The organism is Chitinophagales bacterium, assembly GCA_020636495.1.
In the GTDB taxonomy this organism is placed as follows: domain Bacteria; phylum Bacteroidota; class Bacteroidia; order Chitinophagales; family Chitinophagaceae; genus UBA5543.
Genome location: JACJXQ010000008.1, coordinates 2,487,747 through 2,508,818, shown reverse-complemented (window position 1 = coordinate 2,508,818; position 21,072 = coordinate 2,487,747). Strand labels below are relative to the sequence as shown.

Below are 21,072 nucleotides of genomic sequence, written 5' to 3'. Positions count from 1 at the left end.
TGCTGATAATTGGTTTAAAGTTACTTCAAAACGCCTAACCCCGTTCGGGGTATAGATTTTCGGGTAATAATATCTAATTTCAAGCCTCCAAATCAATTACACAATTCATGAATATTTTACGATCATCGGGGTATATATTTATAGCCACGACATTGCTGGCTAATACAGCTATTGCACAGAAGAAACAATACACAATGGCTGAGGCTACCAATGGTATCTATACTACATTGGCGCCAGAAGGGATAAAAAGCGCAAGCTGGGAGCCTGGCTCCAATAAGTTGTATCATGTTGTGAAGGCCGGTAATGACGATGCACTTATTTCGGTGCGTTTCCCTGACCTGGTTACTGATACGGTAATAAGACTGGATGAGCTCAATACAAAACTTGACAGGAGTGGTAAACTAAAATCTATGCCTGCCATAAATTGGATAGATAAAGGTCTGGTATGGATAAAAGATGGCGAGCAGTTATACCAGGGTACAGCTACGGGCGGTGGTTATATGTGGTCGAAGTGGGTGACCGTGCCTAAAGAGGCAGAGAACCTTACTATAGATAAATATCAGAATGTGGTATATACGGTTGCCAACAACCTGTATATGATCACCCGTGACAAAAGAACGCTTACGGTAACAGACGATAAGAATGAACATATTATCAATGGCCAGTCTGTACACCGAAATGAGTTTGGTATCAACGGCGGTATATTCTTATCTCCACAAGGCAACTACCTGGCTTATTATCATATGGATGAGACCATGGTGGCTGATTATCCTATCGTAGATTGGAGTGTTACGCCAGCTACACCTAAAGAGATCAAATACCCTATGGCAGGCGGCACTTCTCACCAGGTAAAGTTGCATGTATATAACCCGTCTAACAACCGCACCACTATTATCAATACACAAGGGCCAGCTGACCAATACCTGCCTTGTATCACATGGAGTCCGGATGAGTCGTATATATACATTGCTGTGCTAAACAGGGAGCAAGATCATATGTGGCTGAACCAATATGATGCTAAAACAGGTGAATTCGTTAAGACATTATTTGAAGAGACTTCTGATAAGTATGTAGAGCCGCTTACGCCGCTTACGTTCATCCCGGGCACTAACGATAGGTTTGTATGGCGCAGCCAGCGTGATGGGTATATGCATATGTACCTATATAATACAGATGGTAAAATGCTGAAGCAGCTCACAAAAGGAGATTGGGTGGTAAATGATATTGCAGGTACTATTGAGAGCGAGCATAAGTTCATCATTACAGGTTCTAAAGATTCTCCGCTTGAAGAACATGCCTATACGGTAGAATGGAGAAACGGTAGAATAGCTGAGATAGATCCGGAGGCTGGCTGGCATAGTGTTTCTGTTAATGACAATGGCTTGTATATGCTGGATGTGTTCAGCAGCGGAGATGTGGCTAAGAAGACGGAGGTAAGAAGTACAGATGGCAAGTACAGCCACCTGATGAAAGAGTCCGGTAATCCGCTGGTTGATTATGACCGCCCTGAAGTAAGGAGTGTAACATTAAAGGCTGATGACGGTACGCCATTGTATGGCAGGTTGATCATGCCGGTTGATTTTGACGCGAATAAGAAATATCCTGTTATTGTTTACCTGTACAATGGTCCGCATGTACAACTGATAAGGAACTCTTTCCCTGCCAGCCGTAATCTTTGGTACGAGTATCTGGCTCAGCATGGTTACGTGGTGTTCTCAATGGACGGACGTGGCAGTGGCAATAGGGGGCTGGCATTCGAGCAGGCTACGTTCGGCAAGTTAGGAACAGTGGAAATGGAAGATCAGTTGAAGGGGGTAGAGTACCTGAAGACATTGCCTTTTGTAGATGCAAACAGGATGGGCGTGCACGGTTGGAGCTTTGGCGGTTTTATGACCACATCATTGATGATGCGCCATCCCGATGTGTTCAAGGTCGGTGTTGCAGGTGGTCCGGTTATTGATTGGAACATGTACGAGGTGATGTACACAGAGCGTTATATGGATTCTCCGAAAAACAACAAAGCCGGATATGATGCCAATAATTTGTTGAATCATGTAGACAGGTTGAAAGGTAAATTACTTATCATACACGGTGCGCAGGACGATGTGGTGGTTTGGCAGCATTCGATGAAACTCATCCGCAAGTCTGTTGAGCTGGGCAAGCAGATAGATTATTTCGTGTATCCTTCTCATCCGCACAATGTGCGTGGAAAGGACAGGGTACACCTGATGCAGAAGATAACGGATTACTTTGATCTGTATCTGAAACCATAAAGAAAAATGCCCCGCATTGCGGGGCGTTTTTCTTTATAATAGTGTTGTTGTTTTACATGCTGATCCCCAGCACATCCTGCATGGTAAATACTCCTTTCTTATCAGCAATAAACTCTGCTGCCAATACAGCGCCCATTGCAAAGCCATTGCGGTTGTGTGCTGTATGGGTAATGCTTATGTCATCAATGGATGAAGTATAATTAATGGTGTGTGTACCCGGAACACCCTCTTCTCGCAGGGCGGTGATGTGTAATATATCTGCTCCCTGTTCTTCTTCGCTCCATTTGTTTTTGCGGTTTATGGCATCCAGTACCTGGTTAGCGAGTGTAATAGCCGTACCACTTGGTGAGTCTTTCTTTTGTGTATGGTGTATCTCGGTCATATTCACATCATAGGCAGGTTGCTCATTCATCAGCCTTGCCAGTAGTTTGTTCACCTCGAAGAATATATTGACACCTACGCTGTAATTAGACGCATACAGGAAAGCGGTATTATTATTTTTTGCAGCCTGTTGTGCCAGTGGAATATCACTGTTCCAACCAGTAGTGCCGCTGGTTACAGGTACACCTGCTTCCAGGCACAACAGCACATTGTTCTTAGCAGCTTCAGGTTGCGTCATTTCTATGGCTACGTCTGCCTTTTTCAGGTTATCTACAGTCAGTTCGTCCACGTTAGATGAGCTGATCTTCAGCACAATGTTATGTCCTCTTTCTGTTGCTATCTGTTCAATGGTCTTACCCATTTTTCCGTACCCGATTATCGCTATGTTCATACTATAAGAATATTAATGAAACTATGGTGAATATGGCAAATACGATACTGCCTATTCCGTTGGTGGTCATAAAGGCTATGTTTACCTTGCTCAGGTCGTTAGGTTTTACAAGTGTGTGCTGGTATATCAGCAGCCCGATAAATATTCCCGCACCTGTCCAGTATATCCAGTTGAAACTGGCCATGGCTCCGGCTATGATTACAAGTAGTGCGGATACTATATGTAACAGGGTAGAAACGCCCAAGGCGTTTTTAACACCTAATGCCGCCGGTATCGAGTGCAACTTATTACTCCTGTCAAAGTCCTCATCCTGCAATGCGTAGATAATGTCAAAGCCGGATACCCATGTGATAACAATGCCAGAAAAGAGTAATGGCAACCAGGAGAAGAAGCCTGTTACCACAAGGTATGCCCCGATCGGTGCCAGTGATAACCCTACCCCCAATACAAGGTGACACAGTGCGGTAAAACGTTTCGTATAACTGTAAAACAATATTACGAACAGTGCCACGAACGATAGGTAGAATACCATCATGTTGATAGCATAGCAAGTAGCTATAAACAACACGGAATTACCTATAACAAACCAAAGTGCATTTTGCGGATTGATAACACCTGCAGGTATCTCCCTTTTAGCCGTTCTGGGGTTCAGTGCGTCAATATCCCTGTCCAGGTAGCGATTGAAAGCCATAGCAGCAGTACGGGCAAATATCATACACAGTAACATCTTTATCAGCAGGTGCCATTCAAAGTTGAACTGTTCGTAAATAACTGCCAATGCAAAACCGATAAGCGCAAAGGGTAGTGCAAAGACAGTATGGCTGAACTTTATCAGCGATAAGTAGTCTTTGATACGTTGCACCATAGTAATATTTACTGTACTCATTTCGGTTTAACTTCTACCACAAATCCTATCGATATAGCTTCTTCCTGCCCATTACTGTATATCAACACATTTTTTCTTTGCTGGCCTACACGGTTGGTACTATTAAACTCTACTTCAATATTTCCCTCTGCGCCCGGTGGTATGGGCTCTTTAGGGAAAGAAGGTACCGTACAGCCACAGGAAGCAACCGCATTTGATATGAATAACGGGTTGTCGCCCGTATTTTTAAAGTGATATGAATGAATCACCTTTTCACCCTCTGTTATGGTGCCAAAATCGTACTTAGTATCATCGAACGAAATGATGGTTTTTGGCATGGCTTTCATTTCCTTATCACGTTGCTCTCTCTCGTTTTCATTGAAGTGTTTGTGGTCATTCCCTCCCTCTCCAATGCCGTATTTATTAAACAAGGCCGTACTGCTTACTCCGCTAAGCTCTACAAGCGCCAGTGTAAATACTGATAGTGTTAATACCGTAAGCAGTATTGTTTTTAATTGCTGGTTCATTCTGTTATGTGTTTGAATGTCGTATGTTAATTGTTCTGTTCCCAAACCTGTGCCAAATGTACTAACACTTCCACTGCTTTTTCCATGTCCTGTACACTTACATATTCCTGCTTAGAGTGGATGCCCATTTCGCCGGTAAAGATGTTAGGACAAGGCATACCCATAAAAGAGAGCCTTGAACCGTCAGTACCGCCGCGAATGCTCAGGCGGGTAGGGTTGAGACCAGCCATCTTATATGCTTCTTCAGCATAGTCCATTACAAATGGGTACTGATCCAGCATCTCTTTCATGTTGCGGTATTGCTCTTTTACCACAAAATCCATAGTTGCTCCCGGATATTTGGCTACCGTGTCGGTTGCAAGCTTCTTCAGGCGGTCTTCGTGTTCTGCCAGCTTGGCTGTATCAAAGTCACGTATGATGAACTGTATTGTCGTTTTTTCGATAAGCCCTTCAATATGTACAGCATGCACATAACCTTCCATGCCTTCCGTTGTTTCGGGGCTCCAACTGTCTTTGGGCAGTTGCTCCATGAAGTCGGCAGCTATTTTAATGGCGCTTACCATTTTGCCTTTTGCATATCCGGGGTGGGCACTGATACCATGAAAAGTAACGGTAGCTCCATCAGCGGAAAATGATTCTCCCTCCAGGTAGTTGCGCTCTCCACCATCCAGCGTATAGCCGAACTGTGCACCCAGTTTGTGCATGTCTACTTTATTAACACCGCGGCCTATCTCTTCGTCCGGCGTAAACAGGATACGTATATTGCCATGTTTGATTTCCTTGTGTGCCATCAGGTATTTGGCCAGGTCCATAATGATGGCAACACCGGCTTTGTCATCTGCTCCCAGCAGTGTGGTACCTGATGCTGTAATGATGTCATCCCCGATACGCTCTTTCAGGTAGGGGTGGTCATTGGTACTGATAATAACGTTATTATCGTCAGGCAGTATAATGTCAGTGCCATCCCATGCCTTATGTAGTATTGGTTTTACGCCGGTTCCGCTACAATCCGGTGCTGTGTCTACGTGTGCGCAATAGCATATCACAGGCACATCTTTATCCGTAGTGGCAGGAATGGTAGCATAAACATATCCATGTTCATCCAGTTCTGCATCTGTTATGCCTAGAGCTATCAACTCGTCTACCAGTATTCTGCTCAGGTCTTTTTGTTTTTCAGTTGATGGTTGTGATGGTGATTCCGGGTCGCTCTGAGTATCTACCTGTACATAGCGCATAAATCTTTCAGCCGCGCTATGGTCATAATTATTTAAAGACATATGGATAATTTGTTGTATTTAGTGAATTGAAGCGTAAAAATAGGCATTCTGAACGCCATCTGAAAACCTTTAAAAACAATTGTAATTTCGCCAACATATGGGTGGAGTTGAAAATATCATGTTATCCGAGATCATTACGGTCTCACTGACGCTTTTTGCGGTAATAGATATGTTGGGTTCTGTGCCTGTATTGTTATCGCTGAAAAAGAAAATGGGCGATATCAGTGCGGTGCAGGCTACTTTCGTTTCCGGTCTGCTCATGCTCCTGTTCTTCTTTGTGGGTGAAGCTGTGCTTAACCTTATGGGGTTGGATATCAGCTCTTTTGCTATTGCTGGTTCCATTGTGATATTCATCCTCGGTCTTGAAATGGTACTGGGTATGGAGTTTTTTCGCAGCGATAGCGAGGAAAAGTCGGGTAGCATAGTTCCTATTGCCTTTCCGCTGATAGCTGGCTCAGGTACTTTAACCACCATTATGTCGTTAAAAGCTACTTACCATGCTTATAATATCCTGATAGCTATACTTATTAATCTTGTTATTATATATGTGATCTTAAAGTCACTAAAATTGATAGAAAGATTGTTAGGGCCATCAGGTATCCTGGTAGTGCGTAAATTTTTCGGGGTAATACTGCTGGCCATTGCCGTCAAACTGTTCAAAAACAGTATCGGCATTAGTTTTTAGAATTCCGGGCTGCCATATATACTCGTAATAGCATCTGCGTATTTTTCGTATATCACTTTCCGTTTTATTTTTAGCGAAGGTGTCAGTTCCCCTGTATCAATGGTCCATTCTTTGGGCAACAGAACGAAACGTTTTATCTGTTCAGAATGACTGAACAGCGGGTTATACTTGTCAATTACCCGCTGTATCTTATCGATAACTTCAGGCATAGATATCAGCTCTTTATTGCTTTCCGGTGCAGGAAGCCCTTTTGCCTTTAGCCAGCTACGCAGGTGTGGGAAGCCGGGCACTATCAATGCGCTCACAAATTTCTGATTAGCACCTAATACGATCATCTGTTCAATAAACTGGCTTTCTTTCAGCTTGTTCTCAATTACCTGTGGTGCAACATACTTGCCGCCCGAAGTTTTGAATATTTCTTTTTTACGGTCAGTTATTTTCAGGAATCTGCCCTCTACCCATTCTCCTATATCTCCTGTTTTCAGCCAACCATCTTCCGTCATCACTTCGTCCGTCAGTTCCGGGTGCTTATAGTAACCCATCATGATGTTGTTACCTTTGCACAACAGTTCGCCATCCTCTGCCAGTTTTACCTGTACATTATCTATCAACGGGCCGATAGAGCCTATGCGCCTGTCCTCACTTTCAAATCTGTTCACCGATACAACAGGGGAAGTTTCTGTAAGTCCGTACCCTTCCATGATCACTATCTGTGCGGCAGTGAATACTCTTATCAGCCTTGGCTGGCAAGGGGCAGAGCCTGTAACAATAGCCTTTACTTTATTACCAAGTGCTTCCCGCCATTTACTGAATACAAGTTTATTGGCCAGCATCAGTTGGAAGCGATACCACCAACTGCCAGTATTAACGTTATCATATTTAAAACCCAGTTTCAGCGCCCAGAAGAATAACCAGCGTTTTATGCCTGTTAGTGCCATACCATTGGCCAGTATCTTCTCATATACTTTTTCCAGCAAACGCGGTACTGTTGTAAATACCAAAGGCTTTACCTCTTTCAGGTTTTCGCCTATCGTGTCCATACTTTCGGCATAGTATATGGAAAGCCCGGCATCTATATAGATATAGGTTACCATGCGTTCAAAAATATGGTTCAGCGGCAGGAAACTCAGTGTTCTGGCACCTTGCTCAGCAAATGAGAACGCAGGCATTGAATCATAAACATTACTTACAATGTTCTTATGGCTGAGCATTACGCCCTTTGGGTTACCCGTGGTGCCCGAAGTGTATATGATCGTAGCCAGCGTATCTTCAGTTATCCTTTCAATAATGCCCTGGTCTGGCTCTGTATGGTCATTTATTAGCTCGTGCCAGTGATTAGTGCCACTTGTTGGGTCAAATGAATAGATATGTCGCAATGTGGCAACTTTGTCAAATGCAGGTTTAAAACGGTCATATAGTTCTTTGTTTGCAACAAACAGTATACGTATACCTGCTTCGTTAAGGATGTATTCCATTTCATGCAGGCTGATGGTCGGGTAGAGTGGTGTAAGTACTGCCCCGGTCATCTGAACGGCAATATCTGTTATGATCCATTCTGGCCTGTTAGGAGATATTACGGCTATTTTTTCCTGTTGCTCCGGTTCAAGTATGCTATTGTTCAGGTTAAGACTAAGTAATCCGCCGCATAGATCACGTGCCATGGTCCACGTTTCAGCACTGCTGTATGTCCGCCAACTGCCTTTTTCTTTGGCAGCAAGCATAATGGAGGAGGGTTGCTCCTGCGCTCTTTTTTGTACTATGTCAAACAGGCGGGTTATCATACTTAAATATAACAAATTTCAAAACCTGTAGGTTATGTTTCGGCAACATTCTTCATTACTTTTGGGAACAATTAACGTTATATATAGTTCAGGAGAGAACTTCTTTTTTTTTATTCATGCGACTTAACATCAGCCATTTAATACCACTACCCTTACAGGAAGAGCATAATGCCTACAATGCTACGGTATGGGAGCAGGATATGGTGTTCAACCAGGGTGAGCAAGTGCTGGTGCTTGGCCCGTCAGGTTCCGGCAAAACATTACTGATGCAGATGTTATATGGTATCCGTGGCGATTATGGCGGCACTATCCACTGGAGTGCGTATAACCTGAAGGAAATATCAAAGGCACAGCTATCGCAACTTCGGGCCGCATCTATTAGTATGGTATTTCAGGATATCCGCTTATTCGATGAATTATCTGTATGGGATAATGTAGATGTAAAAAGACGCCTGACAGATACTGTTCCCGCATACGATGCAGAAAAATGGCTGGTACGTCTCGGACTGAAGGATAAGCTCGAAGTTCCTGTTTCTGTTCTGTCTTTAGGAGAACAACAAAGGGTGGCTATTGTTCGTGCTCTGGTACAACCTTTCGAATGGCTGTTAATGGACGAACCGTTCAGTCATTTGGATTTTTACAACAGGCAAAGAGCAGTTACATTAATAAAAGAAATAACTGCATATACACGTGCCGGTTTGATAGTAACATCAGTAGTAGAGAATGATGATTTTGTGTACGATAAAAAGGTATTGCTGTGAAACAGAGACCACGCAGAATATTGTTACGCAAACTCTTGCTGCGCTCGCAAAGCAATAAACGGCTCTGGCCTGCGTTGATCACACTATGTATGGGTACTGTATTATTATTGTATGCCATAATAGTATGGACAGGTTTCAGGGATATATTATCAGGTAAATATGATAAGGACAGCATTCATGGTACCTATGTTACAGTTAGTAAACCCATACCTAATGAAGGTGTCATTACTGAGCAAAAACAAGCTTTATTCTCCAATACAGAAATAAGGGCGCTTGCTGCATTGCCGGGTGTTAAGGACCTGGGTGTATTTATGCCCGGGCATTTTCCGGTAGAAGTATCATTTACAGGCAAGGATATGAGTTTTTCTACCAACCTGTTCATTGAGTCTGTTCCAGACAGGTTTATAGATAACAAGCCGCTGGACTGGTACTGGCAACGTACTTCGAAAGAGGTGCCTATTATTATTTCTACTGAGTTCCTGAATCTGTATAACTTCGGATATGCACCTAATGAAGGAGTACCACAATTAACGCGTGCTACTATCAGTAGTCTGCTCTTTGATTTGTCGGTTGGGAAAGGGGATAATAAAGAGACTTTTAAGGCAAGAGTGGTTGGTTTCTCCGACCGTATCAGTTCTATACTGGTGCCCCAGGCTTTTGTTCAATATGGTAATAAATACCTCGCAGATACAACGATAACACAACCGTCAAGATTGATAGTGCTGGTGACGGATCCTTCTGATGAACTGTTTACCACTTTTATTAATGAAAGAGGGTATATAACTAATGGCGAATTATTCAGATTAAGCAGGCTAAGGACAATTGTTACCGCTGCTTCCATTGGTATTGGTCTGCTCTCAGTAGTGTTACTAGTGATCAGTGGTATGGTGTTACTGCTATTTGCAGAACTGACAGTCGCAAAGGCCAAAGATAACCTGCATAAACTGGTGTTGCTGGGATATAGTCCTTACTTTCTGGGTAAGTTCATGTATCTCAGGTATGTCATTATTATCGTGCTTACTATGGTAGTAGCAGGTATTCTGGCCATTTTTGCACAAGTGCGTGTTGCCAAGTTTCTGCTCACTCTCAACCTGGATATGACCACCTTCCCGCCGGTTGAGGTGTGGGCAGCACTGGTCTGTATCACATTGGTATTATTCTTCTTGGTGAACAGAGTGATAAAGAAGGGGGTGAAGTAACCATGCAGACACACAAAAATGCCTGCCATTAGGCAGGCTTTTATAATACACAGCCAAGCGTTTATTTATGATGTGTCTCTACCTCAACATGGTGTTTCATGTTTGCGAGGTTATTGAGAATAATGTCGTAAAGTGATTTGTTATACGATTTTGAGATCATAATTGTACCGCTACTCATTGTTGCGCCTGTTATTGCAGACTCTGTGATGCCCGTGGACAGGGAGGAGAGACTTATCGACGTGATCGCAGTAAAGTCGAACGAGGTTGTTACATCTACGTTGTGCTGTTCGGTTTTGAGTTCCACGAGGTCCTCAATGATGACTTCGACAGGTAATGAGACATTGCCATTGTCAAATGTGCCCGTCAGTTTCAGGGATGGGGCATTACCATTGGTATTCAGCAGGATCTTTAGCTCTAATTCAGTGTATGTGCCAGCTGCTATGGAAAAGGTGCCAAAACTTGTAGCAGTAGTTGTCAACAGATTGATGGGAGTTGAATTTGAAGACTTATATTCTGTTTCTGTGGTGCCTTTTTTTGCTTCGAACTTTACTTGCTGTGGGTTGGCTACCGCAAAAGTCCATTGAATATTACCCGCCGTTACTTTTGCAAGGGAAGACGAAGTGTTAGTGGCGGTGAGTTGATAGCTCAGTTTGGTTTGGTCTTTCCCGGGATTATCATCGCCGTTTCCATTGCTATTGTTTGGATTATCATCGGTAGTGCTGATGGTAGTACTCTCTTTTTTTGTGCATGACATTGTAAATGTAGTGATAGATAAAATTGCTATTAATAATAGGCTTCTCATAACGTTTATATTTGTTTCTGAAAACAATGTTACAATGTTGTGTTGATATCAACATAATGAGATAGACCGAAACAGGAAATAAAATGGACGAAACGGGAAGAATAATAAAATTGTCTGTAGTGTCAAGGGTTGTAAGTGCATTGTTTAGATAAGTCTAATATTTTTGTTTTGATACTCTGCCGCTTAACACTTCAATGTTTTCCATAACAATACGATACAGGTAAACGCCAACAGGGTAATTCTTTGTGTCAACTGATACTTGCGCTATTGCCGGGTATGTTCGGACTTGATGGGGTCTGGTTGTTCCGTTCACTGGCAGAGGTATTTACTTTGTTATTAGTAAGTGGGTATTTGCTCCAGTTCAGGACCCGTTACTTTAGCCATGAAGCGATGGCACGTAAAGAGTCCTGATGCTAAACATCCTTTTTCTGTAGCACTAAGTTCCCGATTACCAATATATCCAACGCCGTTTCAAGGAATAGCTCTATAGCTTGTTCCGGGGTTTCTACTATTGGCTGTCGTCTTTTATTGAACGACGTATTCAGCAATATACCTATTCCGCTTTCTGCTTTGAAAGCTTGTAACAACGCATAGTATTCAGGATTCATGCTGCGTGTTACAGTTTGTACACGTGCGCTGTTATCAGCATGTGTTACTCCGGGCAGTAGTTCCCGGTATTCCGGTAATACTTCGTCTACCAATATCATATACGGGCTTTCATAGGCATACCTGAAATACTTGGTGACATCTTCTGCCAGAACAGAAGGGGCAAATGGCCTGAAGTCTTCCCTGAACTTTATTTCCCTGTTGATAAATGCCTGTACTTCCGGTAGCCCCGGGTCCGCAAGAATGCTCCTGTTGCCCAACGCCCGTGGGCCAAATTCGGCTCCATTTTGATACCAGGCAACTATCTTACCCTTAGCGAGGTATTGCGCTGTTTGCGCAGCTACATTGTCGGGATGGATAATATTTATTCCGGATACCTTAAATATCGCAGTGTACTTGTTGATCGCATTTTGTGCCTCTTCCTCAGGGTATGACTTGCCAAAGTAGGTGCTACCGATATGTTGTTGTTTTTCTTTTTTTAGTACCTCTAACCAGCCGTAATAAGCACACCCGATTGAAAGCCCGTTGTCTGCCGCAGCAGGTTGTATGTACAGGTTTTCTACTATGCCTTCTTTCAATAGTCGTGCATTGGCAACAGCATTCAGTGCAACGCCTCCTGCATAACAAAGGTTGGGGTGATAGTTGTGTTTGAGTCGTGTCTTGAAAGTGTATAGTATAGCTTCTTCCACTTCTCTTTGCGCCCATGCGGCTATGTCAGCAAAGTACTTGAAGCGCGTTTTGAAATCATCGTATCCTTTTGATGGTTGGGTAAGGTGCTTAAGAGCGTCCTCATTTACAAAAACTCTGTCGCCAGAATAGCGGAACAGGGGAGTATCATAGAGCGCCCTGTTGCCATATGGAGCAAGGCCCATGAGCTTACCTGCATCATCCATATTGCCGAATACATAGCCGCTTATGACGCTGTATAAGCCACCTATAGAGTGTTGGGTAGTAGGCAGCCTTAGTTCATTGTTCCCGCGGGCGCCGAATTCTGAAAAGTCTTTGATAAGTGGTTGAAGTATACCATTTGCAAAATGATAATAGCTGTCCTTTTCCGCTATCATCGTATTAGTGTCAGGTACATAGCATATGGCCTCCTTTGTATCATCACATTGCTCGTAAGGGCTGCCGCACCCGTCAATTATCAGTACATTGCTTTCATTGAAAGGACTGGTGCCGATAGCGCTATACGCATGTGCCAGGTGGTGAGATATGGTGACAAAAGGAATGTTACAATCAGCAGGAAAGAAACGGGCACCTGAATACCTGTCAGGCAGTATGTCTTTCTCAAAGTTTGCAGCCTGTACCACCAGCGACAGGTCTTTTATGGTAATACCTGCAGCATCCAGGCAATATTGTACTGTATGATAATCATTGCCTCCATCATGTTTAATGCGGGTCAGCCTTTCTTTTTCTATGGCTACTACTATTTTTCCGTCTTTGAGCAGGCAAGTGGAACCATCGTGAGATAAACCTGTTCCCAGTATGTAGGTGCTTTTGTTCATGGTTATTCAGGAATGTGTTTTCATAAAGAAGCCCCGCATTAGTGGGGGCTTCTTGTTTAACAACGTAGATATTACTTATTAATAGCTGCTATACCGGGTAGCTCTTTACCTTCAAAGTACTCCAGCATAGCCCCGCCGCCTGTAGATACATAGCTTACATCATTGGCAAAGCCAAATTTGTTTACCGCAGCCACACTGTCGCCGCCGCCTACAAGGCTGTAGGCGCCGCCTTTGGTTGCAGCTACTACTGCTTCTGCGATGGCTTTAGTGCCGTGCTGGAACTTTTCCATTTCAAATACACCCATCGGGCCATTCCATAGTATAGTTTTGGAATCCGTTATCACTTTGCTGAAGGTCTGGCATGCAAGAGGGCCAATATCCAGTCCCATCCAGCCATCCGGTATCTCCATATTGGGAGCATTAGCTGTATCTGCATCTGGGGCAAACTTATCAGCCAGTATACTGTCTGATGGCAGGTGAATACAAACGCCTTTTGCCTCTGCTTTCTTCAGCAGGTCGTTGGCCATATCCAGGCGGTCATCTTCGCATAGAGAGTTACCTATCTTGCCTCCTTGTGCTTTGAAGAAGGTATAAGCCATACCACCACCTATGATGATATCTGTTGCCCTGTCCAGCAGGTTCTCTATGATCAGTATCTTATCAGAAACTTTAGCACCACCTATGATAGCTACAAAAGGTTTCTGTGCTTCGTTCATCACTTTGTTGGCCGCTACTATCTCAGCTTCCATCAGCAGCCCGAACATTTTATTTTCCGGTGCAAAGAACTCAGCCACTACTGCCGTAGATGCATGCGCACGGTGAGCAGTACCAAACGCGTCATTTACATACACATCGCCCAGCTTGGCCAGGTTGGCTGCAAAGTCGCGGTCGCCGCCTTCTTCATGGGCAGAGAAACGCAGGTTTTCCAGTAACAGCACCTGTCCTGTCTGCAATTCTACTGCTTTCAGCTTGGCTTCTTCTCCTGCGGGGTCTGTTGCAAACAATACTTCCGTGCCCAGCAATTCTGCCAGGTGGTTTTGTATACGCTTCAGGGTAAAGTCTGCAAAGTCTTTAGAGGGGTCTTTCTTTATTTCTTTCAGCGGGCGGCCCCAGTGGCTCATCACCACGACACTACCTCCGTCTGTAAGTATCTTTTTGATGGTAGGGACAGCAGCACGCATACGTGTATCGTCAGTAATAACACCGTCTTTTATGGGCACGTTAAAGTCTACACGTACCAGTGCTCTCTTTCCGCTAAAGTCGTAATTGCTGAATTTGCTCATGTCTGGAGTAGTTTAGAGAGAGAAACGCCACCCTTGGGCGGCGTTTCTGTTCTTATGTTAATGTTATTATTTGCTTATTAAACCGGCAAAATGCTTAACTGTACGAACCAGCTGAGAAACATAGCTCATCTCGTTGTCGTACCAGCTGGCAGTTTTTACCAGTTGTGTATCGCCTACGGTCATTACTTTGGTTTGTGTCGCATCGAACAGAGAACCGAAAGATGTACCGATCACGTCGCTTGAAACGATCTCATCTTCAGTATAACCGAAGCTTTCGTTAGCAGCAGCTTTCATAGCAGCGTTGATCTCTTCAGCAGTAACTGATTTTTCCAGAACGGTTACCAGTTCTGTCAGAGAACCTGTGATGGTTGGTACACGCTGAGCACCACCGTCCAGTTTGCCTTTTAGTTCGGGCAGAACCAGGCCGATAGCTTTTGCAGCACCTGTTGAGTTAGGGATGATGTTGGCAGCGGCAGCACGTGCGCGGCGGAAATCACCTTTCGGGTGCGGAGCGTCCAGCGTGTTCTGGTCGTTGGTATAAGCATGTATCGTGCTCATGATACCGGACTTGATACCATAGTTGTTTTGCAACACCTGTGCCATTGGCGCCAGGCAGTTGGTAGTACAAGAAGCGCAGCTGATAACAGTTTCGCTACCATCCAGTACATCGTGGTTCACGTTGTAAACAACAGTTTTCAGGTCGCCGGTAGCAGGTGCAGAGATAACTACACGCTTAGCGCCTGCTGTGATGTGTGCTTTTGCTTTTTCTGCATCGGTAAAGAAACCGGTACACTCCAGCACTACATCTACATTGTGCGCACCCCACGGAATTTGTGAAGGGTCTTTCTGCGCATATATTTTTATTTCATCGCCGTTAACAGTAATAGAATCGTCGCCGCTGGAAACAGCTGCATCGAAACGGCCCTGCGCTGTGTCATACTTCAGCAGGTGGGCTAGAAATTTAGGACTGGTCAGGTCGTTGATCGCAACAACATCTATACCTTCCATGTTGTAGATCTGGCGGTAAGCCAGGCGGCCTATGCGGCCGAAACCATTAATGGCAACTTTTACTGTACTCATTCTATGGAATTATTTAATATGATTTACTTAAACGTGCCGCAAAGGTACGAGTATGGCAAATAATATCCAAGGTCGTATAAGGAAATGTGGTCATGTTAATATGGTAAATAACAAATTGTTGATAACTATTATGTAGTTTCCGCCCCTTATTTTGCTGAAGATGAGTACTGAACAACTGTTCCGGTCTACACGATACCGTATGCTGGAAAACGGGCATATATTGCTCTGGCTGGTGAAAGACACCTGTTGGGCGCTGGAATTCAAAGCCGGTGGCATTACCATGATATTGCCTACGCTGGGTATGGCCATATACCTGATGTGGCGCTCGCGCGGCAGCATGACCGAGCTGTTTCATAATATAGCGGTATGTATATGGATCATGGCGAACAGTGTATGGATGCTGGGCGAGTTCTTTGAAAAGGAGACGCGGCCATATGCGGTAGTGCTGTTTATTATAGGACTGGCCTTGCTGGCGGTGTACTATATCTTCTTCTTCAGACGGGAGTATGCACTTAAAGAGGAATTGCCTCAGGTTACTGATAGTCAATAAGCTATCGCTGAAATTGTTAAGTGATGTTAAGTAAACAGGTGTTTTTTCTGTAACAGCTCCTTGTGTGTGGTTATATATTAGTGTAATTTCTACTGCAAATTGGTTTGTATCGTTTTGTATTGTTTGGTATCGGAAAACAGGGTGGGGTGAAAAAACATTGTTTTTACAAATGGTTGTTTTGTAGTGTTTTAGCTTTTGTGCCTGCTTTTGTTGCTGAATTGCTGGTGATACTTGTTGATAGTTGAGATGTGTAACTGTTTTCATGACCGGGTGATCGGTTAAGGATAGAGTAATATTTACTATTTCAAAAATACGTAAATGTTATTATTTTTCAAATTAAAATATGGGTGCTGTATGTGTCAATCGGGGGATTGACATCTTCCGGGACGTAGTCGGGGACTACGCCCAACAGGGATGGTTTGGTTTATATTTTTTAACTTTATTTTCTACTGTACATCCATAGTTTATGACTGAAAATACATTGGAACGAGAGATGATTGGTGCAGTTGCTAAGTTGCTTAATATGGCAAGAGAACACACCTGGAATAGAATATCAGACAATACAAGGTTTATTTTGTCAGAAATCCATGATAGCGAACAGAATCTTTTTGAAGCAACAAGGTTAAAACAGAAAGAGAATAATAAAAAAGATACGGCCAGTTTAAAAGAGATCTTGCCACAACTCTTGGAGATGTTCGATAACCTATACGATATTAACCTTGAGATATATAAAACAACAAAGCACTATACAATAATAGACATACGTTGTTATCTTAAATCTTCCCTGGATGAAAAGTATCGTAAAAGTGTAGCTGAAAAAACTCCCATGTTACATTGTAAGATTCCATATCCTCCTTGGTTATGGGATAAAAAAGAGAAGTTTGATATCAACTGGCAACATAAAACATACCTTAATCAGTGGAAGATGCTTATAGCCAGGTTTAAATTGAAGGTTGAATCTTCGAGAAGATGAAACTGACGTCCAACAGAGACCATAAACAACACAGGCGTTACAAACGCCGTTCCGGTTGATCCTCGTTTCAAACGAGGACCAGAGGTGACTACGTCCAGCCTTACAATATGACATATCTGTGTATGGCTAATCCTGTTTATGCATTAACTTACCTGTAAATACATTGATGAAGCACTTATATTCCATACTGTTTATTGTTTTCTATTGTTTGACCAATAACGCAATAGCCCAGTGTTATCGTTATGAGTTAACAATGAATAGTTCAAAACATGGACATATAAGCGATGACCTTGTTTATTGTATAGACAGTAACTACTATGAGTTGATGCGGTATACTACAATGTCAGGCGGTGGGTGCGGACAGTTAAATACTTATCCACTGGCATCAGGATTTGTGATGCGGTTTAAAGATACACTGATACTTCATAATGTAAAGGCCGGCTTTAATACGAAAGTGAAAGTAACGGATACTACGTTGCGGGTAGTACAGGGTTTTGAATGGTTCAAAGAAATTGTGTTTCGTGGTTATGGTAATGAGTGGCGTAAAGACAAATGGAGAGATAGCATAGCTGTAAGGTATGATAATGATTATCTGAAACGATCGACTACTATTGATAGTTTGTTGTTTAGTGCAGGAAAACAACAGGACTCTATAACCAGGTATGCATTTGAAGAGGGCATTTACTCAGAATCGTATACAGGTGTTGTTTTGTCTCCCGAAGATAGTACTACGTTGCATGTTGACTTTCACGGCAGTTCGTATACATACAAATTAGGTGCCTCGTTGATGAGCAGAGGGCAATGGGAAAGGGTAGGTAATTATATTGTTTTTAAAGATGAGACCCTGAATGCTTATTTTATTACTGAACTTGTGGGTGACAATCGATTCAGGACTGATATATTTCCGTTAGCTCATTTCCCGATAGTGTTTGCATTGTACAAACGTGGAAGATAAAACTGTTACCCGTTGTCAGCGGACGCTGATCTTGTCTTGGGTCTAAGTGGATACTTAGACCAGTATTCTTTCATCTTTTCTGTCTTAGCCCTTTTAGGACCATCCCGATGGATTGGTCGGTCAGGAGTTGGGGTTTAAGTTCCGCTGTATGCCCTTCCATTTGGGGCGGGCTAGGGGAGAGGTTTTGAATAGTTTGCGGAATGTTTCTTCTGTCATGGCCTGCCATTCGGCAACGGATAAGTCTAGTATCTCGGGTATAGGTGTAAATTCCGGTTCGTGGTTGGGTTTTGAGAATCGGTTCCAGGGGCAAACGTCCTGGCATATGTCGCAGCCAAACATCCAGCCTTCCATTTTGTCGTGATACTCCGAAGGTATGAGTGCTTCTTTCAGTTCTATGGTGAAGTAAGAGATGCACTTACTGCCATCAACAACGGTGGGGCTAACAATGGCATCGGTAGGGCAGGCGTCTATGCAACGGGTGCAGGTGCCGCAATGGTCGGTGGCAAAGGGAGCGTCGTAGTCCAGTTGCAAGTCGCTGATGAGCGTGGCGATGAAGAAGAAGGAGCCGGACTGTTTGGTGAGCAGGTTGCCGTTCTTGCCTATCCAGCCCAGCCCAGTGCGTTGTGCCCAGGTACGCTCCAGCACGGGGGCGCTGTCTACAAATCCGCGGCCGTCTACTTCGCCAATGTTCTCCCTGATGTAATGCAGCAGTTGGTGCAGTTTGTCTTTTATTACAAAATGATAATCCTTGCCCCATGCGTATTTGGCTATTTTGGGCGCGTGGGGTTGTTGCTCCTGTTCGGGATAATAGTTGAGCAGCAGGGTGATGACAGATTTAGCGCCCGGCACCAGCTTGCGCGGGTCGGTACGCAGGTCGAAGTAGCGTTCCATGTAGTGCATAGTGCCATGATAGCCTTTATTCAGCCATTCTTCCAGTCTGCGGGCGTCATCCTCAAGGAATTCAGCACGGGCTATACCGCAAGCATCGAAGCCCAGGCGTTGTGCCTCGGCGCGTATCATTGCGGTATGTTGGGTGGTGTTCAAATTATAGTGCTATTTGAGAACACCCCTAACCCCTCCGCAGGAGGAGAAGTGTATTTATATTCCCCTCTTGAGAGGGGTTAGGGGTGTGTATACTCGCGTAAGACTTACTCGCTCTTTTGTTCAAAATCTTCAATAAACATTTCAATTACCCGTATTACATTTTGTATATCGTTCATTACTTGTTTGTCATCAAACCTGATAATTGTAATGCCAAGTTCGTTCATTCTTTTTTCTTTCAACAGATCTTTTACATATACTTCTTCAAAAGTATGAGTAAAACCGTCTAACTCAATGCCAAGCATCAGGTCATAACAAAAGAAATCAAGGATATAATTATCAATTGGCTTTTGCCTGTCAAAATCATAACCCAACATCTCCTTATTGCGTAAGTGTCCCCATAGCTTTATCTCACTTTTGGTACTGTTATTTCGCAGTTGTCTTGCCAGATGTTTCAGTTTGGGGTTGTATGGTATTAATTTTCTACGCACCGGTTAAATGTATAAAACAATTTCTTATTGTGCAGTGTGCCTGATAGTGTTGATTTTTCCTGTGCGAGTGGACACACCCCTAACCCCTCTCAAGAGGGGAAGTTGAATGCGTTACTCCCGCGCAATGACGCGAGTGGGAGAAGAGGAATGGAGCTTGTTTATTGTTGTTTTAAAGTTACACCTCTTATCTCTTCCAGCTTAGTAATGTATTGCTCACTATGCCTTACTGGAATGCCTGCTTCTACTTCGCAGAACAGTTGCAGGTCCTGCCGGTATATGGTTGCTTCCGATTGTTTCAGTTGTTGCATTACATCGTTCATAGCGGGGTAGTCGAATGATATGGTCACCATCTGCTCTATCTGTTTTTCTACTACTTCAGCTTTTGCCAGTGCTTCTTCGGTAGCTGTTTTGTAAGCGTTGATTAGCCCCGGCACACCCAGCAACGAGCCGCCGAAATAACGTACTACTACAACCAGTACATTAGTGAGTCCAGCACTATCTATCTGCCCTAGTATGGGTTTGCCCGCACTGCCCGAAGGCTCGCCGTCGTCGTTGGCACGAAACAGTGTGCCGTCTGTACCTATTCTGAAACCGAGGCAATAGTGTACGGCCTTGGGGTGTTCTTTCTTTAATGCTTTTACGTGTTCTTTTACTTCTTCCACATCACGCACGGGGTAGGCAAATCCGAAGAACTTGCTGCCACGGTCGCGAAAATCGCTGGTGGTGGGTGCCGTGATGGTCCTGTATGTATATTGTTCGTCCATTTAGTAACCTGAAAGTGCGATAAGGATTATGGAAATAACGGATAGTATGACACCTGCTATGCGGTGTTTGCCCGCCTGCTCCCTGAACAGGAGTATGGCCACTAAGGTAGTGCTTATTACAATGCCTATGTTGTTGACAGGTATAATAGCCGAGCTCTGCATAAAGTTGCTGTCGAACAGGCGTATGAGGTAGTAAATAGAAAAGTAGTTGGGGATGCCCAGCAAGATGCCTGCCAGTATGTTTTTCACTGCAAACTTATCCTTGCCCCAGGCGATGCGTATGATGGCATATGCGCTGCCTAGTATGGCGGCTACGGCAAAGGAGATAATGGTGAATGCCGGTTGTGTGTCAGCAATGTGCAGGTGAAAACTCTGCACATATTTCAGGTAGGTATCCAGCAGGCCGCTGAAGATGAATATCATGACGGGTAATGCCAGGTGTTTTAATTGAAAAGGCTGCCTTTCTTCTTTTTTTGTAGTGGCCAGGTATACGGCGGGTATGGATAATATGATACCTGATATCTTCCATGCATCCAGCGTATCATTATAGAGCCAGTACGAGAACAGCACAGGTATGACCAGTGATAGTTTATTAGGTATCGTAGTGGCTGTTATACCCAGCGTGCCAGTGCTGTAAGACAGCAGGTTGAACAGGAAGATAAAGTAGGTTCCGGCTACCAATGCGTGCCCGAACCAGCTATCGCTGGTCATGGTTGCGAGGTCGCAGGTAATGCCGTGTGTTACCAGTCCCGTAGCTACGCAAACCCAATAGTTTACCGATATAGCCTGCAGCGAATTGACCCCGTACTGTGCAAAAAGTTTGAACGTGGTAAATACATAAGTATTAAGCAGTATGACCAGCAGCAGGTAGAACATAAAAGT

At 43.8% G+C, this 21,072-nt stretch carries 20 protein-coding genes; 7 read left to right on the top strand and 13 right to left on the bottom strand.

The genetic code is table 11. From position 1 onward, the window contains the following. Positions 1 to 107 precede the first annotated feature (107 nt). Positions 108 to 2,273, top strand: a complete 2,166-nt coding sequence (locus H6550_11090) for a DPP IV N-terminal domain-containing protein (GenBank protein ID MCB9046665.1) — start codon at positions 108 to 110, stop codon at positions 2,271 to 2,273. A 52-nt stretch (positions 2,274 to 2,325) separates the two neighbouring features. On the opposite strand, the gene dapB is transcribed toward H6550_11090, so the two are convergent. Genes dapB through pepT form a run of 4 tightly spaced genes read right to left on the bottom strand, consistent with a single transcriptional unit; the run spans position 2,326 to position 5,714 of the window. After that, positions 2,326 to 3,045: a 4-hydroxy-tetrahydrodipicolinate reductase gene (gene dapB / locus H6550_11085; GenBank protein ID MCB9046664.1), complete on the bottom strand. Its 720-nt coding sequence runs from the start codon at positions 3,043 to 3,045 to the stop codon at positions 2,326 to 2,328. A gap of 1 nt (position 3,046) precedes the next feature. After that, a complete protein-coding gene (locus tag H6550_11080) occupies positions 3,047 to 3,910 on the bottom strand; it encodes a UbiA family prenyltransferase (GenBank protein ID MCB9046663.1) in 864 nt (287 codons plus the stop codon). 17 nt (positions 3,911 to 3,927) lie between these two features. Continuing rightward, on the bottom strand, positions 3,928 to 4,437 hold the full coding sequence (locus H6550_11075; protein ID MCB9046662.1) for a DUF1573 domain-containing protein: 510 nt from the start codon (positions 4,435 to 4,437) through the stop codon (positions 3,928 to 3,930). A 26-nt stretch (positions 4,438 to 4,463) separates the two neighbouring features. Further along, complete coding sequence (gene pepT / locus H6550_11070; protein ID MCB9046661.1) at positions 4,464 to 5,714, bottom strand: peptidase T; 1,251 nt, start codon at positions 5,712 to 5,714, stop codon at positions 4,464 to 4,466. A 118-nt stretch (positions 5,715 to 5,832) separates the two neighbouring features. On the opposite strand from pepT, the gene H6550_11065 reads away from it, so the two are divergent. Then, positions 5,833 to 6,399, top strand: a complete 567-nt coding sequence (locus H6550_11065; protein MCB9046660.1) for a MarC family protein — start codon at positions 5,833 to 5,835, stop codon at positions 6,397 to 6,399. Here the strand turns inward: H6550_11065 and H6550_11060 are convergent. Beyond that, complete coding sequence (locus H6550_11060) at positions 6,396 to 8,180, bottom strand: long-chain fatty acid--CoA ligase (GenBank protein ID MCB9046659.1); 1,785 nt, start codon at positions 8,178 to 8,180, stop codon at positions 6,396 to 6,398. The two genes, H6550_11065 and H6550_11060, sit on opposite strands and share 4 nt — an antisense overlap. A gap of 116 nt (positions 8,181 to 8,296) precedes the next feature. On the opposite strand from H6550_11060, the gene H6550_11055 reads away from it, so the two are divergent. Both H6550_11055 and H6550_11050 read left to right on the top strand, forming a co-directional pair. Further along, positions 8,297 to 8,941: an ATP-binding cassette domain-containing protein gene (locus H6550_11055; GenBank protein MCB9046658.1), complete on the top strand. Its 645-nt coding sequence runs from the start codon at positions 8,297 to 8,299 to the stop codon at positions 8,939 to 8,941. Further along, on the top strand, positions 8,938 to 10,140 hold the full coding sequence (locus H6550_11050; GenBank protein MCB9046657.1) for a hypothetical protein: 1,203 nt from the start codon (positions 8,938 to 8,940) through the stop codon (positions 10,138 to 10,140). The genes H6550_11055 and H6550_11050 overlap by 4 nt, the downstream gene beginning before the upstream one ends. 61 nt (positions 10,141 to 10,201) lie before the next feature. On the opposite strand, the gene H6550_11045 is transcribed toward H6550_11050, so the two are convergent. The 4 genes from H6550_11045 to gap all read right to left on the bottom strand — a co-directional run bounded on the left by H6550_11045 (position 10,202) and on the right by gap (position 15,416). After that, positions 10,202 to 10,942 carry a hypothetical protein gene (locus tag H6550_11045; GenBank protein ID MCB9046656.1) on the bottom strand — a complete coding sequence of 247 codons (741 nt, stop codon included), beginning with the start codon at positions 10,940 to 10,942 and terminating at the stop codon, positions 10,202 to 10,204. A gap of 413 nt (positions 10,943 to 11,355) precedes the next feature. After that, on the bottom strand, positions 11,356 to 13,053 hold the full coding sequence (locus H6550_11040; GenBank protein ID MCB9046655.1) for a transferase: 1,698 nt from the start codon (positions 13,051 to 13,053) through the stop codon (positions 11,356 to 11,358). Between the two features lie 71 nt (positions 13,054 to 13,124). Continuing rightward, positions 13,125 to 14,336 carry a phosphoglycerate kinase gene (locus H6550_11035; GenBank protein MCB9046654.1) on the bottom strand — a complete coding sequence of 404 codons (1,212 nt, stop codon included), beginning with the start codon at positions 14,334 to 14,336 and terminating at the stop codon, positions 13,125 to 13,127. A gap of 66 nt (positions 14,337 to 14,402) precedes the next feature. After that, positions 14,403 to 15,416 carry a type I glyceraldehyde-3-phosphate dehydrogenase gene (gene gap, locus H6550_11030; GenBank protein MCB9046653.1) on the bottom strand — a complete coding sequence of 338 codons (1,014 nt, stop codon included), beginning with the start codon at positions 15,414 to 15,416 and terminating at the stop codon, positions 14,403 to 14,405. 160 nt (positions 15,417 to 15,576) lie between these two features. Between gap and H6550_11025 the strand changes: the two genes are divergently transcribed. The 3 genes from H6550_11025 (at position 15,577) to H6550_11015 (ending at position 17,894) form a co-directional block, all read left to right on the top strand. Then, a complete protein-coding gene (locus H6550_11025; GenBank protein MCB9046652.1) occupies positions 15,577 to 15,966 on the top strand; it encodes a hypothetical protein in 390 nt (129 codons plus the stop codon). A 466-nt stretch (positions 15,967 to 16,432) separates the two neighbouring features. Continuing rightward, positions 16,433 to 16,939, top strand: coding sequence for a hypothetical protein (locus H6550_11020; protein ID MCB9046651.1), 507 nt, complete (start codon positions 16,433 to 16,435; stop codon positions 16,937 to 16,939). A 253-nt stretch (positions 16,940 to 17,192) separates the two neighbouring features. Then, a complete protein-coding gene (locus H6550_11015; protein MCB9046650.1) occupies positions 17,193 to 17,894 on the top strand; it encodes a hypothetical protein in 702 nt (233 codons plus the stop codon). 120 nt (positions 17,895 to 18,014) lie between these two features. Here H6550_11015 and queG read toward each other — a convergent pair whose 3' ends face one another. The 4 genes from queG to H6550_10995 all read right to left on the bottom strand — a co-directional run bounded on the left by queG (position 18,015) and on the right by H6550_10995 (position 21,066). Beyond that, positions 18,015 to 18,914, bottom strand: a complete 900-nt coding sequence (gene queG / locus H6550_11010) for a tRNA epoxyqueuosine(34) reductase QueG (protein MCB9046649.1) — start codon at positions 18,912 to 18,914, stop codon at positions 18,015 to 18,017. Between the two features lie 128 nt (positions 18,915 to 19,042). Further along, positions 19,043 to 19,426, bottom strand: coding sequence for a DUF559 domain-containing protein (locus tag H6550_11005; protein ID MCB9046648.1), 384 nt, complete (start codon positions 19,424 to 19,426; stop codon positions 19,043 to 19,045). A gap of 158 nt (positions 19,427 to 19,584) precedes the next feature. After that, positions 19,585 to 20,190, bottom strand: coding sequence for a YigZ family protein (locus H6550_11000; protein ID MCB9046647.1), 606 nt, complete (start codon positions 20,188 to 20,190; stop codon positions 19,585 to 19,587). Then, entirely contained in the window at positions 20,191 to 21,066 is an 876-nt protein-coding gene (locus H6550_10995) for an EamA/RhaT family transporter (GenBank protein MCB9046646.1), read from the bottom strand. Positions 21,067 to 21,072 lie beyond the last annotated feature (6 nt).